Genomic DNA, 19,733 nt, shown 5'->3' with positions numbered 1-19,733 from the left:
CGACACAGTTTCCCGCTTTCCTTTTACCCGGTCCAATAAATTTCGACGCCTCCGGGGCCAGAGACCTATGCTCCTTCCAACGCTTTCGCAGCTTTCCATTCGGACCAGTTGAATTCCGTCCACGAGGAAGGCTTCCCGCTCTCGATGCGGCTTCGGAAGCTCTGAAGCGCGTCGTCTACCCCTTCGGCGTCCGGATGCTTCCGTTTCAGCTCCAGCAGCAGCGGCACGACCTCGTAGCCCAGGCTGCCCAAATAGGCGGCGTCAAGCCGGCCTGTCGCCTCGTAGCGCTGAATGTTGCCCCGCGTTACCGCCGCATCGATGCCAAAGTAATTGACGATGACATACGCTGTCACGGTGACGGCCGCATAGCAGCGAAGCAGCGGCAGCCGCTCCCGCCACAGCTTGACGAGAGCCAGTACGAACAGCACAAGCAGAAAGAGCATGAACGCGTGCACGAGCAGCCGGGCCACGGTATAGCCGTAGGCCTCCTCGTACATCGAGAGGCGCAAGTAGGCGGAGCTCAGCATAATGCCGGTGCAGCCGACGAGCACCCCGAGCAGCGCGCGCAGACACCGCCAGGCGGCGGGACCCGGACGCTTCACTCCGTACAACATGATCATCAGAACGGTCAAATTGATCAGCGTGACGACAACCAGCTCGGCAAAGCCTTTTCGCGCATAGGATGCGTAAGTAATGCCTTCCGGCAGCTCGGCGGCACCGCCTCCGAAGAAGTACGAAAACTGCACGAAGGCGAACAGCAGGTACACGGCGTTCAGCACAACCAGGACGGTGGCTGCGACGGTCGCATCGATACGCGGCACCGCCGATGGCGCGACGCCTGCCCCCGGAACGGTCGCCGGAGTCGCTGCCGGAGTGGTTTCCGGAGGCTCCGAGCCGGCGGCGAAATCTTCCTCCGCGGCCCGGGGCGGCCAACGCTTCGGTTGAAGCAAGCCCCGCACGTAAGCGAACAGCCCCGTCGCGATGCAGGCAATCCATAAGGCGCGAAATAGCATCAAGCCGAGTTCCAGATCGCCTGCGAGCTCGGGAAGCCGGGCCAGCGTGCGGTCGAACACGGAATCGGCGGAGGCCAGCAAGGCGACGACCGCGAGCAGCAGCGGGATTGAAACGATCAGACCGATCAGCACCTTCATCAGCTCTTGGGAGCGGCCTGCTTTCATTTTGAACGATAAGGCTCGAAAAGTGACGACGACCGGCTGAGGCACGTACCTGAGCGTTTGCACGAACACCTGATCGAGCAAGTGGAGGATGAACGGTGTCTTCGGCCGCTCCTCCGCCATATGCCACGACGTGTGCGCGACAATCAGCAGCGGCACCGCCAAAGCGTTAAAAACGAGCAGAAGCAGGTTCGAATGCGCCACATAAGTAAAGGACAGCAAGAGCACGGGCACGGCCAGCACCATGGACGGCTCCAGCCGAAGCTCCCGCTTCTCCCGGACAGCCCAGTAATAATAAACGTAAAATAATATCACGAACAGCGGAAACGAGACGCCCCACGTTTTTCCATAAAATAAATAGTGATGGACGACTGCGCAGCCAAGTGCGGCAAGCAGCAGCTTTCCTTCATTCCGGACCGGAACGGATTCCGTCTTCATGAGCTTCCTGAGCCTCCTCTAAGCTTATTGCAGCAGGGCAGCCTCGTGCTTGCTTTGCCGGATTTGCCGGCTCCACCGGTTAGCCCACTGCCGCAATTCGTAAGGACTTGCTTGGTTTATAGGATCGATATTCCCCACGAGGTCTCGTAAAATGTCTTCGTCGTCGACTTGCAGCAGGTCGAGCAGGTCCTTGCCGTGAATACGCCCGTAGGCGAGCCGGGCCAGCGCGAAAACCGCCCTCCGCAATTCCTCGTCGGTATGCGCCGCGTTCACGGCCGCCTCAGCCTCCGACAGCAATTGGTCGCCCCAGGCGACCGTAAGCGGAAGCCGCTTTACCCCTCGAATTTGCTCTTGATCGGACCATGAAGGACAGTACATCCGTATTCCTCCTCGTTATTGAACTATTTTCCATTTCGTTATAATTTTGTCGAATTGCCCATCCACGTTAATTGTAACTTGAAAAACACGAATAAAAAGAGTAAATTTTGAAATGTAAATTTCATATTTTATCAGAAACCCCGGAGGTTGCTCTATGAAGCTGGCAAACCACTATATCCGCCTTCGCGAACAGTACCCGCATATCGCCGAGCAGCAGCCGCACCTCGTCCATCTCGACGAGCTGGCGGCCGTTCTCGGCTGCACGCACCGCAATGTCGTGCTGCTGCTCAAAAAAATGCAAAGCGAAGCCTGGCTCGATTGGCTGCCGAAGCGCGGGCGCGGCCAAAAGTCCGCCCTGACGTTCTACAAACCTGCCGAGGATCTCATACTTTCGATCGCGCAAGACCTCGTCGAGCGCAAAGATTTGCGGGGCGCGCTGGAGCAGCTGAACGTCTCTTCGTCCGAAGGCTCGCTAAGGGACAGCTTTCACCGCTGGCTGACCGGCTATTTCGGCTACAGCAGCGAGATGCAGGGCAGCAAGCGCTTCGATACGCTGCGGTTCCCGCTCACCCAGTCGCTGCTGTCGCTCGACCCCGCCACGACCAATTTTCGGACGGAAGCGCACCTCGTGCACCAACTGTTCGATCCGCTTGTGCGCTACAACCGGCTGACCCAAACGATCGAGCCGCATATCGCTCACGCGTGGGAGGTGAACGAGGAGCGGACGGTCTGGACGTTCCATTTGCGTAAAGGCATCCAGTTCCACCACGGCCGCGAATTGACCGCGGACGACGTCAAGTACACGTTCGAGAGGCTCAAGCGGCTGGCAACCGGCGCGCTGTACGGCTGGGTGCACCGGCAAATTGAAAGTGTGGAAGCAGTGGACCCGATCACGATCAACATCCGGCTGTCCGAGCCTTGCGAGCTGCTGCTTCAGTATGTCGGCACGAACCGCGCCTCCATCGTCCCGGCCGAGTTGTGCGAGGAGCTGGGAGACCGGTTTGCGCTCGCTCCCGTCGGCACCGGCCCGTTCAAGCTGACGCACTTGGATGCGTCCATGTGCGTGCTCGACGCTTTCCCCGCTTATTTTCAAGGGCGGGCCCACCTTGACCGCGTGGAGCTGTGGCATATTCCCGACATGCAGGTGCAGGACAGCGAGCGGACGCTGGAAAGCTTTCAGATTATCCACAACTATCGTCTGCCCGACGAAGCTTCGGAAACGTGGCAGCAAGTGCAGCAGCCGGGAGCCACGTGCCGGTTCCTGACCTTCAACCTGCTGAAGCAGGGGCCGCTCAGCGACCCTGCGCTGCGGGGCACGGTATGCGCCGCCTTGAACCGCCGCAAGCTGCTTGAGCGGATCGGCGGCGACGCCATCTATACGGCCGACAGCTTCATCGGCCACGGGCACGGAAGCACGGCGCCGGAAGCGGAGCCGCTTGCCCACGAGACCGCCCGCATCCGCACGCTGCTCAAGCGCTCCGCCTATGACGGCCAGCGGCTGACGCTGTGCACGATCACGCACTATGAGCGGGATGCGCTGCATGTGCAGGCGCTGCTGCAGGAAGCCGGCTTTGCCGTGGAGCTCAAGCTGCTGTCCGTGGAGGAGTTCAAGAGCGAGCAGCGGCTGCATGCCGATCTGCTGCTGTTCTCTATCATGCTCGACAACGATGCGGAGCTCCGGCTCATCGATTTGTACAAAAGCATGCAGCGGCATTTGGAGCCCGCGGTCAAAGCCCAGGTCTCCGCACGGATCGAGGAGGCGCTGCGCGAGCCGTCGTCCGGCCGCCGTTCGGCGCTGCTGCAGGCGATTGAAGCGCATTTGACCGCCAAGCAGGTGCTTCACTTTTTATATTTCAAACGGCTGAAAACGATCTACCACGAGTCCGTCAAGGGGATTTCGCTGGATGCGCTGGATTGGGTGCAGTTCAAAAACATCTGGTTTAAGCCGTGACCGGCGAGCGCGATCCGGGGCTTTGACGATGCGGGATTATAATCCGGGGCTTCTGCGAATACAGTAGTATCACAACCTTTGGTTCGAAAGGGGACCCGAGCGACGTGAACAAACCGAGCCATTTCGTGTATCGCAACGCGAGATACGGATTTACCCTCCGTTTCCCGGCGTGGTGGAGGACGTATGCGGTCATCGACCGGCGGAGACAGAACAGCGATACGGAGTACGAGCTGCATTTCCGATTCAGGTACAAAGGCAAAGTGTATGACGACGCGCTGGCCATTCTGGTGTTCCACATGACGCCTCAGGAATGGAACCGCGAAGGCTACGGAGATTCGCCGCTCGTCTTCCTTGCGGAGCATGGCGGCCGCGTGTTCGCCTATATGACGCCGGAGGAGCTTCCGGAAGCCTTTTACGATCCGAAGACAAACGACTACGATTACAAAAGGTATGGGGCGGCGATCCGCTTGCTTAAGCGAATGGTCAATCAAGACGCTCCCCGCATCGCCGGTTCGATCCGCTTCCTTCCTCAGGCGAACACCGCCCTCTCGGTTCCTTACCGTGCGCAGCACGTTTGTACCACCCGGACCGAGGCCCGAGGCAAGCAGCGCTGCCGGAAGGGGAAAAAGCGTTCCACCTCCCACCGCCACTAAACGACTAGCCGGCCGGCGCCTTCCTTCCGAGGTACCGGCCGGTTTTATTGTTGTCGCAGCCGGGTAAGGTTTTCGTAAGGGGACGTCTTCGCTCTTGCCGCTGTGCAACTTTCGAACGATGACTTGCGTCCATGACGTTACACACACCCTGCCCGGTTAACCGGGCGAAAGGAAGTGACTACGATGGTTTGGCGTTTGCTGCTCTGCCTGCTGCTGCTCGTACTGCCTGCCTGCAATGCCAAAACGGACCCGGGGAAGACGGGAAATGCCGTTATCGATTGGGTGGATTTCGTCAAGCTGAACGGAAAGGAATATAACGGGGTTTATGAAGCCGTGGCCGCCTCCCCGGATACAGTGACAGATGAGGTCGTCGGCACCGTGAAGTTCAGGGTCGAGGGAGCCGTCACCAACCCGAGCTATGCGACGAAGGACGGGGATGCGGCATTTTTGCAGGAAGGTACGCGCCTTTATGCCGTGAAGGGGTACCCGGACCGCTCGCTGATTGCCGCCAAGGCGGACAACGAAGTGGGCGGCTACAAGCTGTACAGCGCAAGAAACGCGGATGGCAAGCTTGCCCATACCTGGAGCTACAAGGACCTTCCGGCCGAGCGGGTAACCCGAATCGACGTGTATGTCTACTCCAAGCAAGCGGCTGCCTGGCAGCGGTTCCGTTCGCTCGAAAGAGCCGATACCGGGCTGTTCATGGAGCTGCTCGGACACGGGCAAAAGAAAGAAAACTACCAGCCGGCTATGACCGGCGGAGACCCGAAAGAGTACCGCATCGTGTTGCAAACCGGCGAGCCGGTCGCGTATATGCAGAGCTTGTTCCGCGACGACAACAACTACTATTTCCATCCGTCGGACACGGAGGTGCTGCCAGAGGAAATCGGCCGGTTCTTAACGCCGCGGATGCCGCAGTCGTGAGGGCTCTGCAGCTTCCAGCGCCGAATGTCGGCCGCCAAAGGCAGTCCGCCTTCCCTAGGAGCGGTCCCGCTTTTTGCGGCCGTACGTTCTCACCCGGGAAAGCGTCGGCTCCTCCGGGACGGACGGGACCGTAACGGATTTCGTGGCGGCGGTTTCCGGCGCATTCCATTCGCCTGCCGCGAACGCCTCGGGGACGCCCCCGACCGCTTCGTACGCGGAGCGGCTTTCCAGCCGGAGCTCCAGCTGCTCCACCCGTTCGATAAGCCGGGCAACTGTCAGGTCCAGCCGGGCCGTTTCGAGCCGGAGCCGCTCCAGTTCCAGCTCCGGCTCCATAGCGCTCTCCGGCTCCGCACGCCCGTCGCTTCCCGAGCCGTTTCCTTCGGGACGATGCGTCAATGCTTCAAGCTCCTGCGGCGACAACAAGCTTTTCAGGTCCTTTCCTGCCATTTCACTTCCGCCTCCTTGGATTTACCTTAACGCGATTATACCTTTGGACGTGACGTGCCAAACGAAAGTTACACCTGAATTTTCCATCGTTGTAAATGACTAAAAACGACATATCCGGACATCAAAACGATACCTTCCGTAAAGCTGCGAAAAGGGCGACTGCGTCCATCGACGCCGTTCGCCCTTTATTTCGTTGTCTTCATGGCAGATGGTTGGACCTCATCCAATACCGGTCCGCCTCTCTCGCCGCCTTGCGCAACCTTCGTATACAAAAACGGGGTACAGCTCCTTCCGTCTACGCCCCCGGTGTGGCAATTCCATGAAATTGCTGGTAAATATTATGTTTAATCTTATCATCCCATTCTTATTATAGCAATTCAAAAATTTGGAGACTTTCGCCCCATTTTTGCCACTCATAAAAAAACGGGACCTGCAAAAAAAAGGAATTGTGTTGATTTTTGACGAATGTTAACTTTCAGCCTAAAAAAGTGGAGGGAGTCTCATTCATGAACGATTTGCTCGCATCGTCATTCGTCCCGGAGCAATTGAAAGCCAAAGCGGATGGGACTTTTTCACGAATGTTTGTCGATCTGGCGCTGAAAAGCTTCGCCAGCCCCCACACCGGCTCCCTCCTGCTCGATCAGGACTGCAACCTGCTGATGGCCGGCGAATCGCTCGGCAAGAAGCTCGGTTACAGGACGGAAGAACTGGAGCGGATGAATCTTCAGACCTTAGTGCATCCCGGGGAGCTTCTCCTGTGCATGCATCATATGAGCCAGCTCGTATCGGGCCAGCTCTCCCGCTACGAAACCGAGATGCGCTGGCTAAGCGCGGACGGACAAACCATATGGATGAGCGTTTATGCAGTCGAACTTAAGGACAGCAGCGGCGGACCAGCTTACATATACATGCAAACCCAGGATATCACCGCGCAAAAGGATGCCGAAAACGCGCTTCAGGAATCGCTCATCCGCATGACCTCCCTGCTCGAAACGTTTGCCGACGCTTACATTATGCTGAACCGAAGCGGAGAGCTCGTCTATGTGAACCGGAACGCCGAGCAGCTTCTGCAGCTCAGCCGGGAGGATATGCTCGGTCACGGCATTCGGAGCACGGTGCCGGAATGGCTTGGCACAGGCTTTTACAAAGCTTGCTGGAGGGCGATAGAGGAAGCGGTTCCCGTCTTTTATCAGGATTATTATCCATTGGTCAAAAAGTGGCTGGAAGTCAGCTGCTATCCGGGCAAGCCCGGCTTGTCCGTCTTTATCCGGGACATTACCCGGCATAAAGAGCAGGAAGAAACGCTCCGTGCGACCAAGCAGCAGCTGGATTCCATGATTGAGCATGCGGCGGACACCATTGCGATTCTTGATGCGGACCTCCGGCTGACCAAGGTGAACAAAGCGTTCATCGACTTGTTCGGCTATAGCGAAGCGGAGCTGATCGGCGAGCGTCCGCCGAACATACCGGAGGAGCTGTGGATCGAGTCGGAGCTGCTGTTCCGCAAAGCGCTGCAGGGCAAGCAAATCTCCAGCTTCGAAACGAAGCGCAAGCGCAAGGACGGCACGCCGCTCGATATGAGCCTCACGATCTCACCCGTTGTCGGCAAGGATCAGGACATTACCGGGATCTGTATTATCGGGCGGGATATCAGTGACAGCAAGGCTACCGAGGAGCTGCTGCGCAACTCGGAGAAGCTGTCGGTCGCCGGGCAGCTCGCCGCCGGCATTGCCCATGAAATCCGCAACCCGCTGACCTCGCTGAAAGGTTTTACGCAGTTTATGAAGAGTGCCGGGCATTACAAGGAGCATTACCTGGACATCATGTCGTCGGAGCTGACGCGCATCGAGCACATCATCAGCGAAATGCTGCTGCTGGCCAAGCCAAGAGCGGCCATCTTTCATTATAAGCGGATCGGCCCGATTCTCGCCGACGTCCTCTCCCTCCTGGAAGCGCAAGCGAATCTGAACAGCGTCAGTTTCAAGACGCGGATCAAACCGGACCTGCCTGCGGTTCGCTGTGAAGAGAATCAACTGAAGCAACTGTTCATCAATATCGTCAAAAACGCCGTCGAAGCGATGCCGCTGGGCGGAACCGTGGAGATTATGGCGGCCTTGGCCGAGCCGGGCATGCTTTCAATCACCTTCCGCGACGAGGGCGACGGCATTCCCGCCGAGCTGCTCCAGCGGATCAGCGAGCCCTTCTATACGACGAAAGAAAACGGCTCGGGCCTCGGTCTGATGGTGAGCCAAAAAATCGTCACCGAGCACAAAGGCCGCATGGCCATCGCAAGCGAAGCCGGCGTGGGCACAACCGTGACGGTAACGTTACCGGTTTAAAGCACGTAAGAACCTCATAAGCAAAGGCCCCTTTATCCGGCGAACAGATAAGGGGGCCTTCGTTTTGCGCGCGAATGTTCGCTTTGCTATCTCAAAACCTTGTATCTCGCTTCCGTTTCTCCATCGATAATCCGACCGGTCGTAACAAAACCGACGCGCTCGTACAGCTTCCCGGCCGCCTCATTGTCCGGCTTATAGCTGATGACGATCTCGGGGCTGCAATCCTCCTGACGCTTGATCAGCTCCAGGCCCAGCCGGATCGCAGCCTCGCCGTAGCCCCGGCCTTGATACCTTTTGTCGATCATCAGCCGTACGATCCAGTACAGCCCGTCATCCGGGTCCTTGCCGTACATGAAAAAGCCGACCATCGTGTCTTCGTAATAAATGGAAAGCGGCGTGTATGATTCATCGTAGGCGGCTTGAATGATCGAATACCAGTTGGGAGCCACCATTTTCCGCTGCTCCTCCTGCACTTCCAGCTTCACGCAATCTTCCCAATTATCCTGATCGATAGCTTCAAATCTTACCGTCGGTGCGTTCCTCAAAGCGGTTCCTCCTCGCGCTAGCGTTCGTCTATAGACCCATCATACGGGATGCGCTGCCGGAAGCGTAGGGAACATTCGGCTATAAGCGTTTTTTCGGTTTTACGTTTGAGGAAAGCAGGCGTGCGGAAGTTAAATTCCCAGTTTATTGTAATATTTGGCTCGCAAATTATGCTGCTGTTTCTGCCTTTCAAATTGTTCGGCATAACGGTCCATGTTACTTTCAACCGGCCCGCCCGGGCGGAAGGAATCTTGCTCCGTCTCGTTGGACCCGGGGATGGCTATCGGGGCGGATCGGTGTAGTCCCATCGACTCTTCGTCCGATGCGATTCGGTCCAGCCGCTGCCGTTCTAACGCCTCAGCGCACATTTGTTTCAAAAGCAAGGGCAGATTCCCTACTTGCTGCTTGGCCTGCTTCAATTTAAGCTCGTCCGTCCAATTCGCATAGACAAAGGCGGACAGATTCGTAATTTCGCTATCCATCTCCTGCTTGTACTCGCTGTCAAGATCGGTATTCCCATCCAACCAACGAACTGCTTCCAAAAGCCGCGCTTGCAGCTTGTTCATGAGAAGAAGCGGGATATTCTCGTGCCCGTGCCGCTCGCCCAATCCGTACTCGCTTCGAAAAGGATTTTCCGTTCCCTGGATATTAATGTACTCCTCCATATTGGACCATGCTTCCAAAATGTCCTGGTCGTCGATCCATTCCATTAATTCGCCGGCATTGTCCGTTTTCGTCCCCTGCTGCATATGAAAAGCATGACCGAGCTCGTGGGTTAGCGTCGAGAATGCGGGAGCAATCAGCTCCTTTCCCGCAGTATCGATTAGCCGATTCCCATAGTAGAAAGAGGATTCCTTTACGTCGGACGGCATCGTCACCTTCACGTCGGTGCCTTCCCCAAAAGCGTAATACTGCTCCGGCCGCTCTTGCAAAATCAGCACCACCCCCAATTGTTCCGGCCTTTCCCTCCGCATGTCGTTCAGAGCGGAAACTCGTTCCTGCTTGGTCAAGCCGTCAAGTCTGATCTCCTTGTACTTGTCCCTGTCTTTCGGCTGTCCAGACAGCCTCTTCAGCTTCGCATGTTCCTTATTATCGCCTACCGGCGAGGCGGCGGCAGTCACTCCGACGTCCTTGGCGACGGAAAAAGGGGAGATTTCAATTTTTTTATCCGATTCGTTGATTCGTCCCATCAGCTCCCGGCCGAAATGGCTTTCCAGTATTCGCGAGAATTCCGTCAGCATCTGCATCTTGAAGTCTCCGTGCCCCTCCTTCTCCACGATTCGGATACTTCCGCTGTCTTGAATCAATTTGCCCCATATCTCGCGCGCCTTTCGTTGGGCTTCCTCGTCCAACTGTTCAAATCCGGCTATGGGGAGATCGCTGTCTTCGGCTGTAGGATTGCCCTCCGTCACCGATTGCTTAACCAAAGCTTGCCGTTCGTCATGAAGCAGATCCATGAGCGTTCTCATCTGGGGGGCTTCCGGGTCTTCCTGGAGATCGTCCGATTGCCGATGGACGAACCAGTGGAAGCAGGCCCGTTCAATTTCGGAGAGCACGTTAATTTTAGTGAAAAGAGGAGCGTCCTCCGTCAATTCGTTGTACTCGGCAATGCGCTCTGTAAAGTCATCGTCCAATCGGATGATCATGGGGGACATGCTGATTTTGCATTGGACCGGCGGATGGGCATGGGTATGTCGGGAACCGGTCAAATAACGGATCGTCGCCTGATTTCCGAAACGCTGCTGCATTTGTGCGACGAAGACAGGAGCGGAAGCAAGCTGCCTAGCCGTGTTAGAGCTTCCCCGGCGCTGCGTATATAAAGGCCCCGGCGGAGGGGAATGCCGCTCCGGCTTTTCAAGACCCGGCATTGGTTTCCGAGCAGGGCTTCCTGTGCTTTTCATCACGATCACCGCTTCCCCAAGCTTTGTTGGTCACATTGTACCATATTTACCCATCCGAAAGGGATAACCTGTACCTCCCCCTCAACTTGTGCTATGATAAACTTCGTGATTTCTCAGGGAGAGGCGGACTAGAGGCGTGGCCAAGCTATATTTTCGTTACGGAACGATGAACAGCGGCAAGTCGATCGAAGTACTGCGCGTCGCACACAATTACGAGGAGCAAGGCAAGAAAGTGCTGCTTTTCACCCCTGCAGTCGATGACCGGGACGGGGTAGGCGTCGTCGCTTCCCGCATCGGGATGCAGAAGGACGGCATCGTCATTGACGACAGCCTGGACATGGTCGGGATGGCGGCGGCCGAGCGGCCGAACTGCATTCTGATCGACGAAGCGCAGTTTCTGAACAAGCAGCAGGTGCTGCAGCTTACGGAAATTGCGGATACGCTCGGCATTCCCGTCATTGCGTACGGGCTGCGGGCGGATTTTCTCGGCCAGCTATTCGAGGGCAGCTATCATCTGTTTGCGCTGGCGGACAAAATCGAGGAAATCAAAACGGTCTGCTGGTACTGCGACCGCAAAGCGACGATGAATATGCGTCTTGCCGACGGCAAGCCGGTATTTGAGGGCGCGCAGATTCATATCGGCGGCAACGAAAGCTATTTGCCGGTATGCCGCAAATGCTACTCCATGCAAAAGAACAACCAAACGCAACCCCATTGATGAATACAAAAACGGAGCGAAGCGCCTCGGCGCCTTGCTCCGTTTTTGCGTTTTAGACGGGCAGCGCCCAGTTGCCGGCGCGGAATACCGGCTCCCGTACGCCGTCCTGCGTAATCCCGTCGATGTTCATGTCGGCCGAGCCGATCATGAAATCGACGTGCACAAGACTGCTGTTCGCCCCGTGCCGGGACAGCTCCTCTTCCTTCATCTCCGTGCCGCCGTCCAGATTAACCGGGTACGCTTGTCCGAGGGCGAGATGGCTCGATGCGTTCTCGTCGAACAGCGTGTTGTAAAAGATCAGATTCGTATTGGAGATCGGCGATTCGTGCGGAACCAAAGCGACTTCGCCCAGCTTGCGCGCTCCTTCGTCCGTATCAAGCAGCCGCTTCAGCATCTCGTAGCCTTTGTCCGCCGAGAAATCGACGACTTTGCCGTCCTTGAACGTCAGGCTGAACCCGTCGATCAGCTGGCCTCCGTGATTAAGCGGCTTCGTGCTGCGGACAACCCCGTTGACGCCGTCCTGCCGGGGCATCGTAAACACTTCCTCCGTCGGCAGGTTCGGGTTGAAGAAAATGCCCTTGGCATTCTCTTTCGCGCCGCCGAGCCAGAGATGCTTCTCCGGCAGGTCCACGGTCAGGCTCGTGCCTGATGCTTCATAGACGAGCTGCTTGTACCGTTTCTCGTTCAAGTAGCTCACGGTCCGGGCCAAGCGGGCATTATGCTCCTTCCAGGCTTCGACCGGGTCGTCCGCGTTCACGCGGGTCGCTTCGAAAATACGCTCCCATAAGGCGTCGAGAGCGGCCTCCGGCGAGAGATCGGGGAATATTTTCAGTGCCCATTCCGGCGTTGCGTAAGCCATTAGCGTCCAGGATGCGCGGTGCGCCATCAGCTGGCTGCGGTACCCTTTCAATGCGGTAGAGGCCGTTTTGTTCGCCGTGGAGACCCGCTCCGGATCGACGTCCTTGAGCAGGTCGGGATTCGGCCCGTAAAATTGAATGAAGGCCGCATCGTTCTCCGCCAGCTCCTGCAAGCCCTGCGCCTTCCACATCGGATACTCGTGAAACGCTTCCATCGGCGCCATCTTGTATTTGATCCGCGTCAGTTCCTCGTCGTTCCACTCGACCATGACGTTCTTCGCGCCGGCCTCGTAAGCCTTGACGGCGACAAGCCGAACCAGCTCCACGGCGGCGACCGGGGCCATCACGACCACCGTTTGTCCCTGTTGTACATTGGCGCCTACCCGAACGGCCAGCGTTGCATATTTTTCCATTTTTTGGGCAAATGTGCTCATTAAAATTCCTCCACAAATGAAAGGTTATCCTACGTTCCCAGTATAACGCTTTACGCCGCACTTTACCAAATGATGTATACCGAAATGAACCCAAAAAAACCAGCCGCGAACGGCTGGCTGCGAATTCCCGTTATTTTTTCGTTTTGGACTCCGCTACTTCCGAGTCTCGGTTGTTGCCGGGCTGGGACTTTTTGCCGTTGTTGTTGGCATTGTCTCGGGACATTGGGACGCCTCCTTCCGGGATCTGGGATTCGCCCGTAGTGTGTCCGATCCGCCCGGCAGCCATACATGAGAACGTGCGCCAGGCCCACTCCGCCAACAAGCGGTCAATTAACCGGACGAGATCGGCGGCCCTAAGCTCCCGCCAGCTTTTTGAGTACCTCGGCTTCGTTCGGATCTTTGGCGACCAGCTTGTCCACCCATGCCTGATCCGTCTTGCCCTGCTTCTGCAGCGCCGCCACGTACCAGCGCGCGATATACCGCTGCACCGAGGAATCCATGTTGTCCGATAAGGCCGGACGCAGGATGTCCGCCGCTTCGGCATACTTGCCTTGATCGTAGGAAATTCTCCCCAACACTAAGAACATCGGCTTCGTAATCTCGAAAGGAGGCACGCTGATCGAAGACGGAATCGACTTCAGCGACTCCCGTTTTTCCTGTACGTGCTGGTAAATGCCGACGGCTTTTTGATAATACGCGTCTCGCTCTTCCGGCTTCTTCCCCTCTCCCGCAGCGTATCCCATCTCGTACGAAAGCACCATCGCCCGTTCGTACCACATCATGTCCCACGGGTATTTCGGTATCGACTCATTGGCAATCGCCAGCGCCTGCTGGGCATTGTCCTGAACCGCCCATTGATACCGGTTCTCGTGGATGCCGTGCGCATAAGGCTCATTGTCCATATACCGGGCGGCGAGCTGCTGGGCCTCCTGCAAATACTGCTTGTCCTTCGTCTGGTTGTACACGTCGTTCAGGATGCGAATCTTCAGCAGCGCATAATCCGCATTGGTCGAATGAAGCGCCATGGCGTTATCGATGAAGCCGATAAACTTCTCCAGTTGGACGGATTCCTGCGAAAGCTCGTTGTACGCCTTGCCCGCTTCGGTGTTTGCTTTCAGCAGTCGAATCGATACGACGAGCATGCACAAGCTGAGCAGCAGGACGAACCCCGGGTAAATCCATTTCGCTTTTCCCGATGCGATCGGCAGCTCTTGATCCTTGGTCCCCGGCAGGGCAGCACCCGCCAGCAGTCCTCCCAAGCCGATAAAGACTAGAGCGGACAAATAGCCGTAGCTTAAGTCGAAGTCCATGAAGCTGTGGGCAAGGATAGCGACTAGCACGATGAAATAAACGAAATGCCGCCTTCCGTCTTCCGTCTCGTGATGCTTGATCACATGCCGTACGTAAAAGTACACGATGCAACCGATAAAAGCAAACAGCAGCAGCGCGCCGACCCAACCGATATCCGTCAAGGTCTGGAACAAAAAGTTATGCGCCTGGTTCGAAGCGTAGCCGTAGCTTTGGTGGGATTGATACAACGCGGCCCATGCCCCGCCGCCCTTCCCGAACAACGGCGCTTCGTTTACGATTTGCATCGCATCCTTGTAAAAGTATCCCCGCTCCTGCACGCTGTGCTGCTGGAAGTTGATGCTTGCAATCCGCTGCTGCAGATTTTCCGGCAGCAGGTTTAGCACCCACTGGCTGTTCAGCACGACCGCGATGCCGATGCCGCCGACCAGCAGGATCACCAGCGGGAACCAGAGCCGGGTATAACGGAGCTTGAATTTTTCCTCCAGCTTCGAGACGGCCGAAGGCACGTATTTGTGAATGACCGCCGACAGCAGCGCCACCACCACCGATCCGGCCGCCAATTGCAGCCAAGCCTGCGCGGACAGCGCCGCGTTCGAGGTCTTGAACAATTCCGCTCCGATCCGCGTACTCGGCCCGGACAGGACGAAGGCTGCCACCGCGGCAACGCCCAAATTGAGGATCATGACGATTTGCCCGGACAAGCGGATGAAAGGCAGCAGAGCGAGCAGCACGACCGGCAGCAGCACAAGACCGCCGCGGGATAAGGTTAAAATGAGCGACAGCAGAGCGGGCGCCAAAATTAAGGCGTTTCCTGCCGCTGCGACCCATTTGGAGGAAGAGGCGATCACATACAGCGCGCCCAGGATGATGGCAATTAGATAGGCGGCATACGAGTTGGCGTAAGTGAAGGAAGATGTTAAGCGCATGCCGTTGCTGTCGGCTATGATGACGCCATGGGCCTGGATATTGCCGTACCAGACGAGCAGCCCGTAGATGACGAGCGCATAGCCCGAATACAGAATGCCGTGCTGAACGAGGGCCGCCCCTTTTTTGTTCCGGGCCAGCACCCAGCTGATGACAAAAAACGCCGCATACATGAGCTCCGCGTACAATCCTTGAAGCGCCAAGTACATGGACGCCGGACGGGTCAGCACGGGAATGAGATAAGCGAGCGGAATGAGCCATACCGCCAGCAGCAGCATGTCCCGCTTGCCGGTCGCTTTAAATGAAGTCATCAAAAACAGCGAAGTGAGGAACAAAGCGATGTAAATAAAAATATAGGAGCTGTACAGCGGGAAGTTGTAGAAGATGTTGTTCCCCGGCTTGGCTTCGTAGGAGAACATCAGAAACAATCCCTGGTGAAACGGGGCGATGAACAGAAACAACAGAACGAATCCGAGCACCGAATAGAAAAGCAGCGACCCCTTTTCCTGCTCCCGGCTTTCCAGCCACTGCTTTCTTGAAACATAAGGCGTGTTCATTACGACAATTCAACTCCGTCTGTATGATGGGAAAAGGCGGCAAGGGCCCATTCTCCCCCATTCATTAGACGCACCATATCTGGATAATGTTTCTATCTTATGCCCGCATTTCATCATTTTCCCGGACAGCGCATAGGTTGAACTAGAACAAGTATGCAAGCGAAAGGGGCGGGAGCCATGATGACCCGGGAACACGGGTTCAAGCTCGGAGTGCTCGTTTATTTGCTCGCTTGGTTCGTTGGAAGCTTCTGGATGACAGGTGCCATCCGCAGCGGCGATATCACGCACTGGCTTGGGATCAAGCTTCTTCCTCCCGTCACGGAGTATGCTTACTATGCGCTTGCCGGAGCGATCGGAGGCACCATGTACGCCATGCGCTTGTTCTTCGAATATTACGACAGCATGACCCCGCGCTGGTACTGGTGGTACCTGCTTCGTCCGATCAAGTGCGCCGGGGCGGCCATGATGACGATCGTGCTGTTCAAGAGCGGCATTATGCTGCTCCAGACCGGCGCCTCGATGGAAGCGAAGATCGGCATCGCATTTCTCGTCGGTTTCGGCTACGGCAAGCTGATGGATAAGCTGCGGACGCTGACGGAGGCGCTGTTTAACGGAAACGGCAGCGGCGGCAAATCGGGGGACGACTCGCCCAAATGAGCTCCGCCAATGTGCCAAGGGCGTCTGAGCATGAATATCCTAGCATATCATGATCCGGAAGGAGGTGCCTGAGCAGATGGATAGCCAATCTCCGATCGAGTCGCTGCGAACTCAACTGCCTTCGAGAACGGTGGAGAACAAAATTTACATCGGGGAGTTCACCTACGGTCATCCGGATATCCGGTCTTGGGGCGAGAGCAGCATCCTGATCATCGGCAAGTTTTGCTCCATTGCGGACCGAGTGACGATTTTTCTCGGCGGAGAGCACCGGCCCGATTGGGTAACGACGTATCCGTTCAACTCCTTGATGCCCAAGTACTCCTCTATAACGGGACATCCGAAGAGCAAAGGAAACGTGACCATCGGGCACGACGTCTGGCTTGCCTCGGGAGCGACGATTTTGTCGGGGGTTACGGTCGGGCACGGAGCGGTTGTCGGAGCGGGCGCCGTCGTCAGCAAGGACGTTCCTCCCTACGCTATCGTCGCGGGGAACCCGGCTAAGGTCATCAAGTACCGGTTTCCCGAAGCGACGATTCAACGCTTGCTCCGCATTGAATGGTGGAGTTGGCCGCTGGACAAAATCGAGCGGGCCGTCCCCTTGCTGTTGTCGAGCGACATGGATGCTTTTTTCCGCTATTGCGATACGGTCGGCTAGCCGCTGGCGGATCAGATCCCGACCAGCTTGAGCACGTTCAGCAGCTTGTCGATATCGACGACGATATTGTCCGCGCCTACCACGGGCTTGGGCGGGTATTCGATGTCGCACACGACCTCGTAATAATCGACGCCGGCATGTCGGCATATTTTCCAAAAATAATTATCTATGACCGTACGCGGCGACAGCTCGACAAGCTTCGCTCCGGGAGGACAGAAGGTGATGTTGATATTGCTGCTGCCGAACGGAGCGACAACCACACGGGCGGAGGAGTAGAGCGCAATTTTATCCCGCATCGTCAGCGGCGTCGGAACGATCTTCGTAAACCCTTTCTCGCTCAGCACGCTCATCACTTCATCCTCGTTGATGACGAACCTCGCCGCAGCATCCTGCCGGCTGACGTAGATCCGTTCATAGCCGCCGGCTTGCCCGACGGCTCGCCCTTCTCCCAGCCGTTGACGGAGAAACTGGTATGCCCATCTCGGACTTTTTCCTACCATCAAGGGAACTGCAGGCACGACCAGCTTATCGGCCATCAGGTGAAAATCGCTTCGGTCGACCTGAATCAGCTTATGCATCGGAAAGCCGAGCATATGGAGAGACTCGTACTGAAACGGATGATGGAGCATACCGATCAAGTACTTGTCGATCGGGATGCCGCTTTGCTCGAGCAAATGAATGCGCGGCAAGATATCGTAGAACCAATGACCGTACACGGCTTGGGTAAAGATGCCTTTCTCGGGCATATTCCATCCCCAGATCAACGTGGCCACGGTTTCCGCTAAATATACCGGAGGCGGCAGCAGCCTTCCTTCATGCTCCGGGCAATACAGCTCCACATCGAGCAGCCGCTTGTTGTTCGGGGTGACCACGTAGCCGTTCCCGGTCATGACGCGTCCATTCGGGACGACGGCGACGAAGGCCGGATCGAAATGACACTCGCTTCCCCAGCGCGGAGGATCGAATCCGCCAGGGGCCTCAAGATGAAGCGTCTCCCCGGGACAGATCGTCTTGTAAAATTCCGGCATGAGGCTTCGGTCAAAGGCCGTGCAGTCCATCACCCAATCGATGGTCTTGTTGTAGACTTGATCGGGGATTGCGTACATCTTTTCTCGCCTCCCATTCTTCGTAATCATGCCGATGCCGACTCGTTAGACTCCGCCGGTATAATGCGCGATAAGCTCATCCTGACGGTCCAGCACCGCACGGAATGCCGGAGGGCACCCCTTCGGGAACAGGACACCGAGGCCGTTGGAATGAGGGAACTGAAGATGCGGATGTTCGCCGCTGAGCTTCTCCCACAAGCGATACACGCCGAAATCGCCCAGCCGGACCACGATATCGTGAAACAAGACGATGCCGTTCTCCGCCAGCTTCGGGTACCATGTCGTATAATCGTGCAGCACCGCATCATACGTATGGTAGCCGTCAATGTGCAGCAGATCGACCGAACCGTCGGGAAAACCGGCCAGGGCCTGATCGAAAGGGCTGCGAACCAGATAACCGATGCCCGGAAACTCCCGGAGCGTCACGGATTGGACGGCCTCGTACATAGCGTCGCCGCCATAATAGCCGGTGTGCGGATCGCCTTGCCACGTGTCGACCGCGAAGCAGCGGGAGGGCAAATTGCCGTCCTTGACCGCCTGGCAAAAGCCGAAAAACGAAGTGCCGTAAAGCGTGCCCAATTCCGCAATAAGACGCGGCTTGGCAAAGCGCACAAGATCGTAAGCGAAACGGCGGTGGCCGGACCATGCGCCGTTCGTCATATAGGTTAACGGCAGCTCGGGGGCGTAATCCGCAGCAAACCGTACAGGATGATATTCCCAATCCATCGAATAAACCACCGCCTTGAGTCAAATCCCGATGCAAACCTGCGGGTATGCCTTATTCTATGTCCAACTTCCCCGTCCGGGATGGGCAGGTAAATACGGGGAAAGGCACATTTTAAAATGATTTCCCTTTCATTGACTTGAAACGGACCGTATCATACAATGGGAGTGCATGACCGAACCGGCCGAAGCCTGGAAGCGGCCATGCTTTTTTTATGGAGGAATGAGTTCCAGGGATGAGAGGTGTGCCGATGGAAACCGCAAGAGAAGCGATCCTGTCCATTCGCGGCTTGCGAATGATGTATGGGGACCGCTACGTGCTCAGAGGAATCGATCTTGACGTATATCCGGGACAAATCATCGGATATATCGGGCCGAACGGCGCGGGAAAAAGCACGACGATCAAAACGATGCTCGGCCTCGTGGAGGGCTACACCGGAGAAATCCGTATTTTCGGCAAGGACATCTCGGACGGCAGCGTGGACTATAAGCAGCGGATCGGATATGTGCCCGAAACGGCCGAGGTGTACGATGCCCTGACGGCGAAAGAATATTTGACCTTTATCGGCAATCTGTACGGACTGGAGGACGAGCAGGCGGAATGGAAAGCCAAACGGCTGATCGACCTGTTCGGGCTGGAGGACGCGTATAATGCGCGGATCGTTTCGTATTCCAAAGGCATGCGCCAAAAGGTGCTGCTCATCTCCAGCCTGCTGCACAACCCGGACATTTTGTTTTTGGACGAGCCCTTGAGCGGTCTGGATGCCAACAGCGTCATGGTGGTGAAAGAAATTTTGGCGCAGCTGGCCGCGAAGGGCAAGACGATCTTCTATTCCTCGCACATTATGGACGTGGTCGAAAAGATCAGCAACCGCATCGTGCTGCTGGACGGCGGCGAAATCGTGGCGGACGGAAGCTTCGACGAGCTGAAGGCGCAGAGCCGGGAAGGATCGCTCGAAGAGATTTTCAACCGGCTGACGGGCTTCCATGAGCATAAAGAAATTGCGGAACGTTTCGTCTCCGTCGTGCAAGAGGTGTAGGC

General features: G+C 56.7%; 17 protein-coding genes. 8 read left to right on the top strand and 9 right to left on the bottom strand.

What is annotated here, in order from left to right:
* Window positions 1-65: 65 nt before the first annotated feature.
* Window positions 66-1,613: a DUF4153 domain-containing protein gene (locus KQX66_RS09005; protein ID WP_216792125.1), complete on the bottom strand. Its 1,548-nt coding sequence runs from the start codon at window positions 1,611-1,613 to the stop codon at window positions 66-68.
* Window positions 1,614-1,637: 24 nt separating this feature from the next.
* Window positions 1,638-1,991 (bottom strand): hypothetical protein, encoded by a 354-nt coding sequence (locus KQX66_RS09000; RefSeq protein ID WP_216792124.1) that lies wholly within the window; start codon window positions 1,989-1,991, stop codon window positions 1,638-1,640.
* 154 nt (window positions 1,992-2,145) lie between these two features.
* On the opposite strand from KQX66_RS09000, the gene KQX66_RS08995 reads away from it, so the two are divergent.
* The 3 genes from KQX66_RS08995 to KQX66_RS08985 all read left to right on the top strand — a co-directional run bounded on the left by KQX66_RS08995 (window position 2,146) and on the right by KQX66_RS08985 (window position 5,519).
* A complete protein-coding gene (locus KQX66_RS08995) occupies window positions 2,146-3,942 on the top strand; it encodes an ABC transporter substrate-binding protein (RefSeq protein WP_216792123.1) in 1,797 nt (598 codons plus the stop codon).
* 104 nt (window positions 3,943-4,046) lie between these two features.
* Window positions 4,047-4,595 carry a hypothetical protein gene (locus KQX66_RS08990; RefSeq protein ID WP_216792122.1) on the top strand — a complete coding sequence of 183 codons (549 nt, stop codon included), beginning with the start codon at window positions 4,047-4,049 and terminating at the stop codon, window positions 4,593-4,595.
* Between the two features lie 183 nt (window positions 4,596-4,778).
* The gene (locus KQX66_RS08985) at window positions 4,779-5,519 is read left to right on the top strand and encodes a hypothetical protein (RefSeq protein WP_216792121.1); all 741 of its coding nucleotides are present in this window, start codon (window positions 4,779-4,781) and stop codon (window positions 5,517-5,519) included.
* A gap of 54 nt (window positions 5,520-5,573) precedes the next feature.
* Here KQX66_RS08985 and KQX66_RS08980 read toward each other — a convergent pair whose 3' ends face one another.
* Complete coding sequence (locus KQX66_RS08980; RefSeq protein WP_216792120.1) at window positions 5,574-5,966, bottom strand: hypothetical protein; 393 nt, start codon at window positions 5,964-5,966, stop codon at window positions 5,574-5,576.
* 506 nt (window positions 5,967-6,472) lie between these two features.
* Between KQX66_RS08980 and KQX66_RS08975 the strand changes: the two genes are divergently transcribed.
* The gene (locus KQX66_RS08975; RefSeq protein ID WP_216792119.1) at window positions 6,473-8,305 is read left to right on the top strand and encodes a PAS domain-containing sensor histidine kinase; all 1,833 of its coding nucleotides are present in this window, start codon (window positions 6,473-6,475) and stop codon (window positions 8,303-8,305) included.
* Window positions 8,306-8,391: 86 nt separating this feature from the next.
* Here KQX66_RS08975 and KQX66_RS08970 read toward each other — a convergent pair whose 3' ends face one another.
* Window positions 8,392-8,850, bottom strand: a complete 459-nt coding sequence (locus KQX66_RS08970) for a GNAT family N-acetyltransferase (RefSeq protein ID WP_253957021.1) — start codon at window positions 8,848-8,850, stop codon at window positions 8,392-8,394.
* A gap of 129 nt (window positions 8,851-8,979) precedes the next feature.
* Entirely contained in the window at window positions 8,980-10,752 is a 1,773-nt protein-coding gene (locus tag KQX66_RS08965; protein ID WP_216792118.1) for a hypothetical protein, read from the bottom strand.
* Window positions 10,753-10,885: 133 nt separating this feature from the next.
* On the opposite strand from KQX66_RS08965, the gene KQX66_RS08960 reads away from it, so the two are divergent.
* Window positions 10,886-11,467: a thymidine kinase gene (locus tag KQX66_RS08960; protein ID WP_216792117.1), complete on the top strand. Its 582-nt coding sequence runs from the start codon at window positions 10,886-10,888 to the stop codon at window positions 11,465-11,467.
* Window positions 11,468-11,519: 52 nt separating this feature from the next.
* On the opposite strand, the gene KQX66_RS08955 is transcribed toward KQX66_RS08960, so the two are convergent.
* Both KQX66_RS08955 and KQX66_RS08950 read right to left on the bottom strand, forming a co-directional pair.
* Window positions 11,520-12,758: an aminopeptidase gene (locus KQX66_RS08955; protein WP_216792116.1), complete on the bottom strand. Its 1,239-nt coding sequence runs from the start codon at window positions 12,756-12,758 to the stop codon at window positions 11,520-11,522.
* Window positions 12,759-13,111: 353 nt separating this feature from the next.
* Window positions 13,112-15,550: an O-antigen ligase family protein gene (locus KQX66_RS08950; RefSeq protein WP_216792115.1), complete on the bottom strand. Its 2,439-nt coding sequence runs from the start codon at window positions 15,548-15,550 to the stop codon at window positions 13,112-13,114.
* A 177-nt stretch (window positions 15,551-15,727) separates the two neighbouring features.
* Between KQX66_RS08950 and KQX66_RS08945 the strand changes: the two genes are divergently transcribed.
* Window positions 15,728-16,207 carry a hypothetical protein gene (locus KQX66_RS08945; protein ID WP_216792114.1) on the top strand — a complete coding sequence of 160 codons (480 nt, stop codon included), beginning with the start codon at window positions 15,728-15,730 and terminating at the stop codon, window positions 16,205-16,207.
* 76 nt (window positions 16,208-16,283) lie between these two features.
* On the top strand, window positions 16,284-16,862 hold the full coding sequence (locus tag KQX66_RS08940) for a CatB-related O-acetyltransferase (protein ID WP_216792113.1): 579 nt from the start codon (window positions 16,284-16,286) through the stop codon (window positions 16,860-16,862).
* Between the two features lie 11 nt (window positions 16,863-16,873).
* Here KQX66_RS08940 and KQX66_RS08935 read toward each other — a convergent pair whose 3' ends face one another.
* Both KQX66_RS08935 and KQX66_RS08930 read right to left on the bottom strand, forming a co-directional pair.
* Window positions 16,874-17,968, bottom strand: a complete 1,095-nt coding sequence (locus KQX66_RS08935) for a glycosyltransferase family 61 protein (protein ID WP_216792112.1) — start codon at window positions 17,966-17,968, stop codon at window positions 16,874-16,876.
* Between the two features lie 45 nt (window positions 17,969-18,013).
* Window positions 18,014-18,694, bottom strand: coding sequence for a class I SAM-dependent methyltransferase (locus tag KQX66_RS08930; protein ID WP_216792111.1), 681 nt, complete (start codon window positions 18,692-18,694; stop codon window positions 18,014-18,016).
* Between the two features lie 248 nt (window positions 18,695-18,942).
* On the opposite strand from KQX66_RS08930, the gene KQX66_RS08925 reads away from it, so the two are divergent.
* A complete protein-coding gene (locus KQX66_RS08925) occupies window positions 18,943-19,731 on the top strand; it encodes an ABC transporter ATP-binding protein (RefSeq protein WP_063177542.1) in 789 nt (262 codons plus the stop codon).
* The last annotated feature ends 2 nt before the right edge of the window (window positions 19,732-19,733 follow it).

Origin of the sequence: Paenibacillus oleatilyticus (genome assembly GCF_018998565.1) — a bacterium.
Taxonomy (GTDB): domain Bacteria; phylum Bacillota; class Bacilli; order Paenibacillales; family NBRC-103111; genus Paenibacillus_G; species Paenibacillus_G oleatilyticus.
The sequence above is the reverse complement of the archived record's forward strand: the minus strand, read 5'-3'. Positions and strand labels throughout refer to the sequence as shown.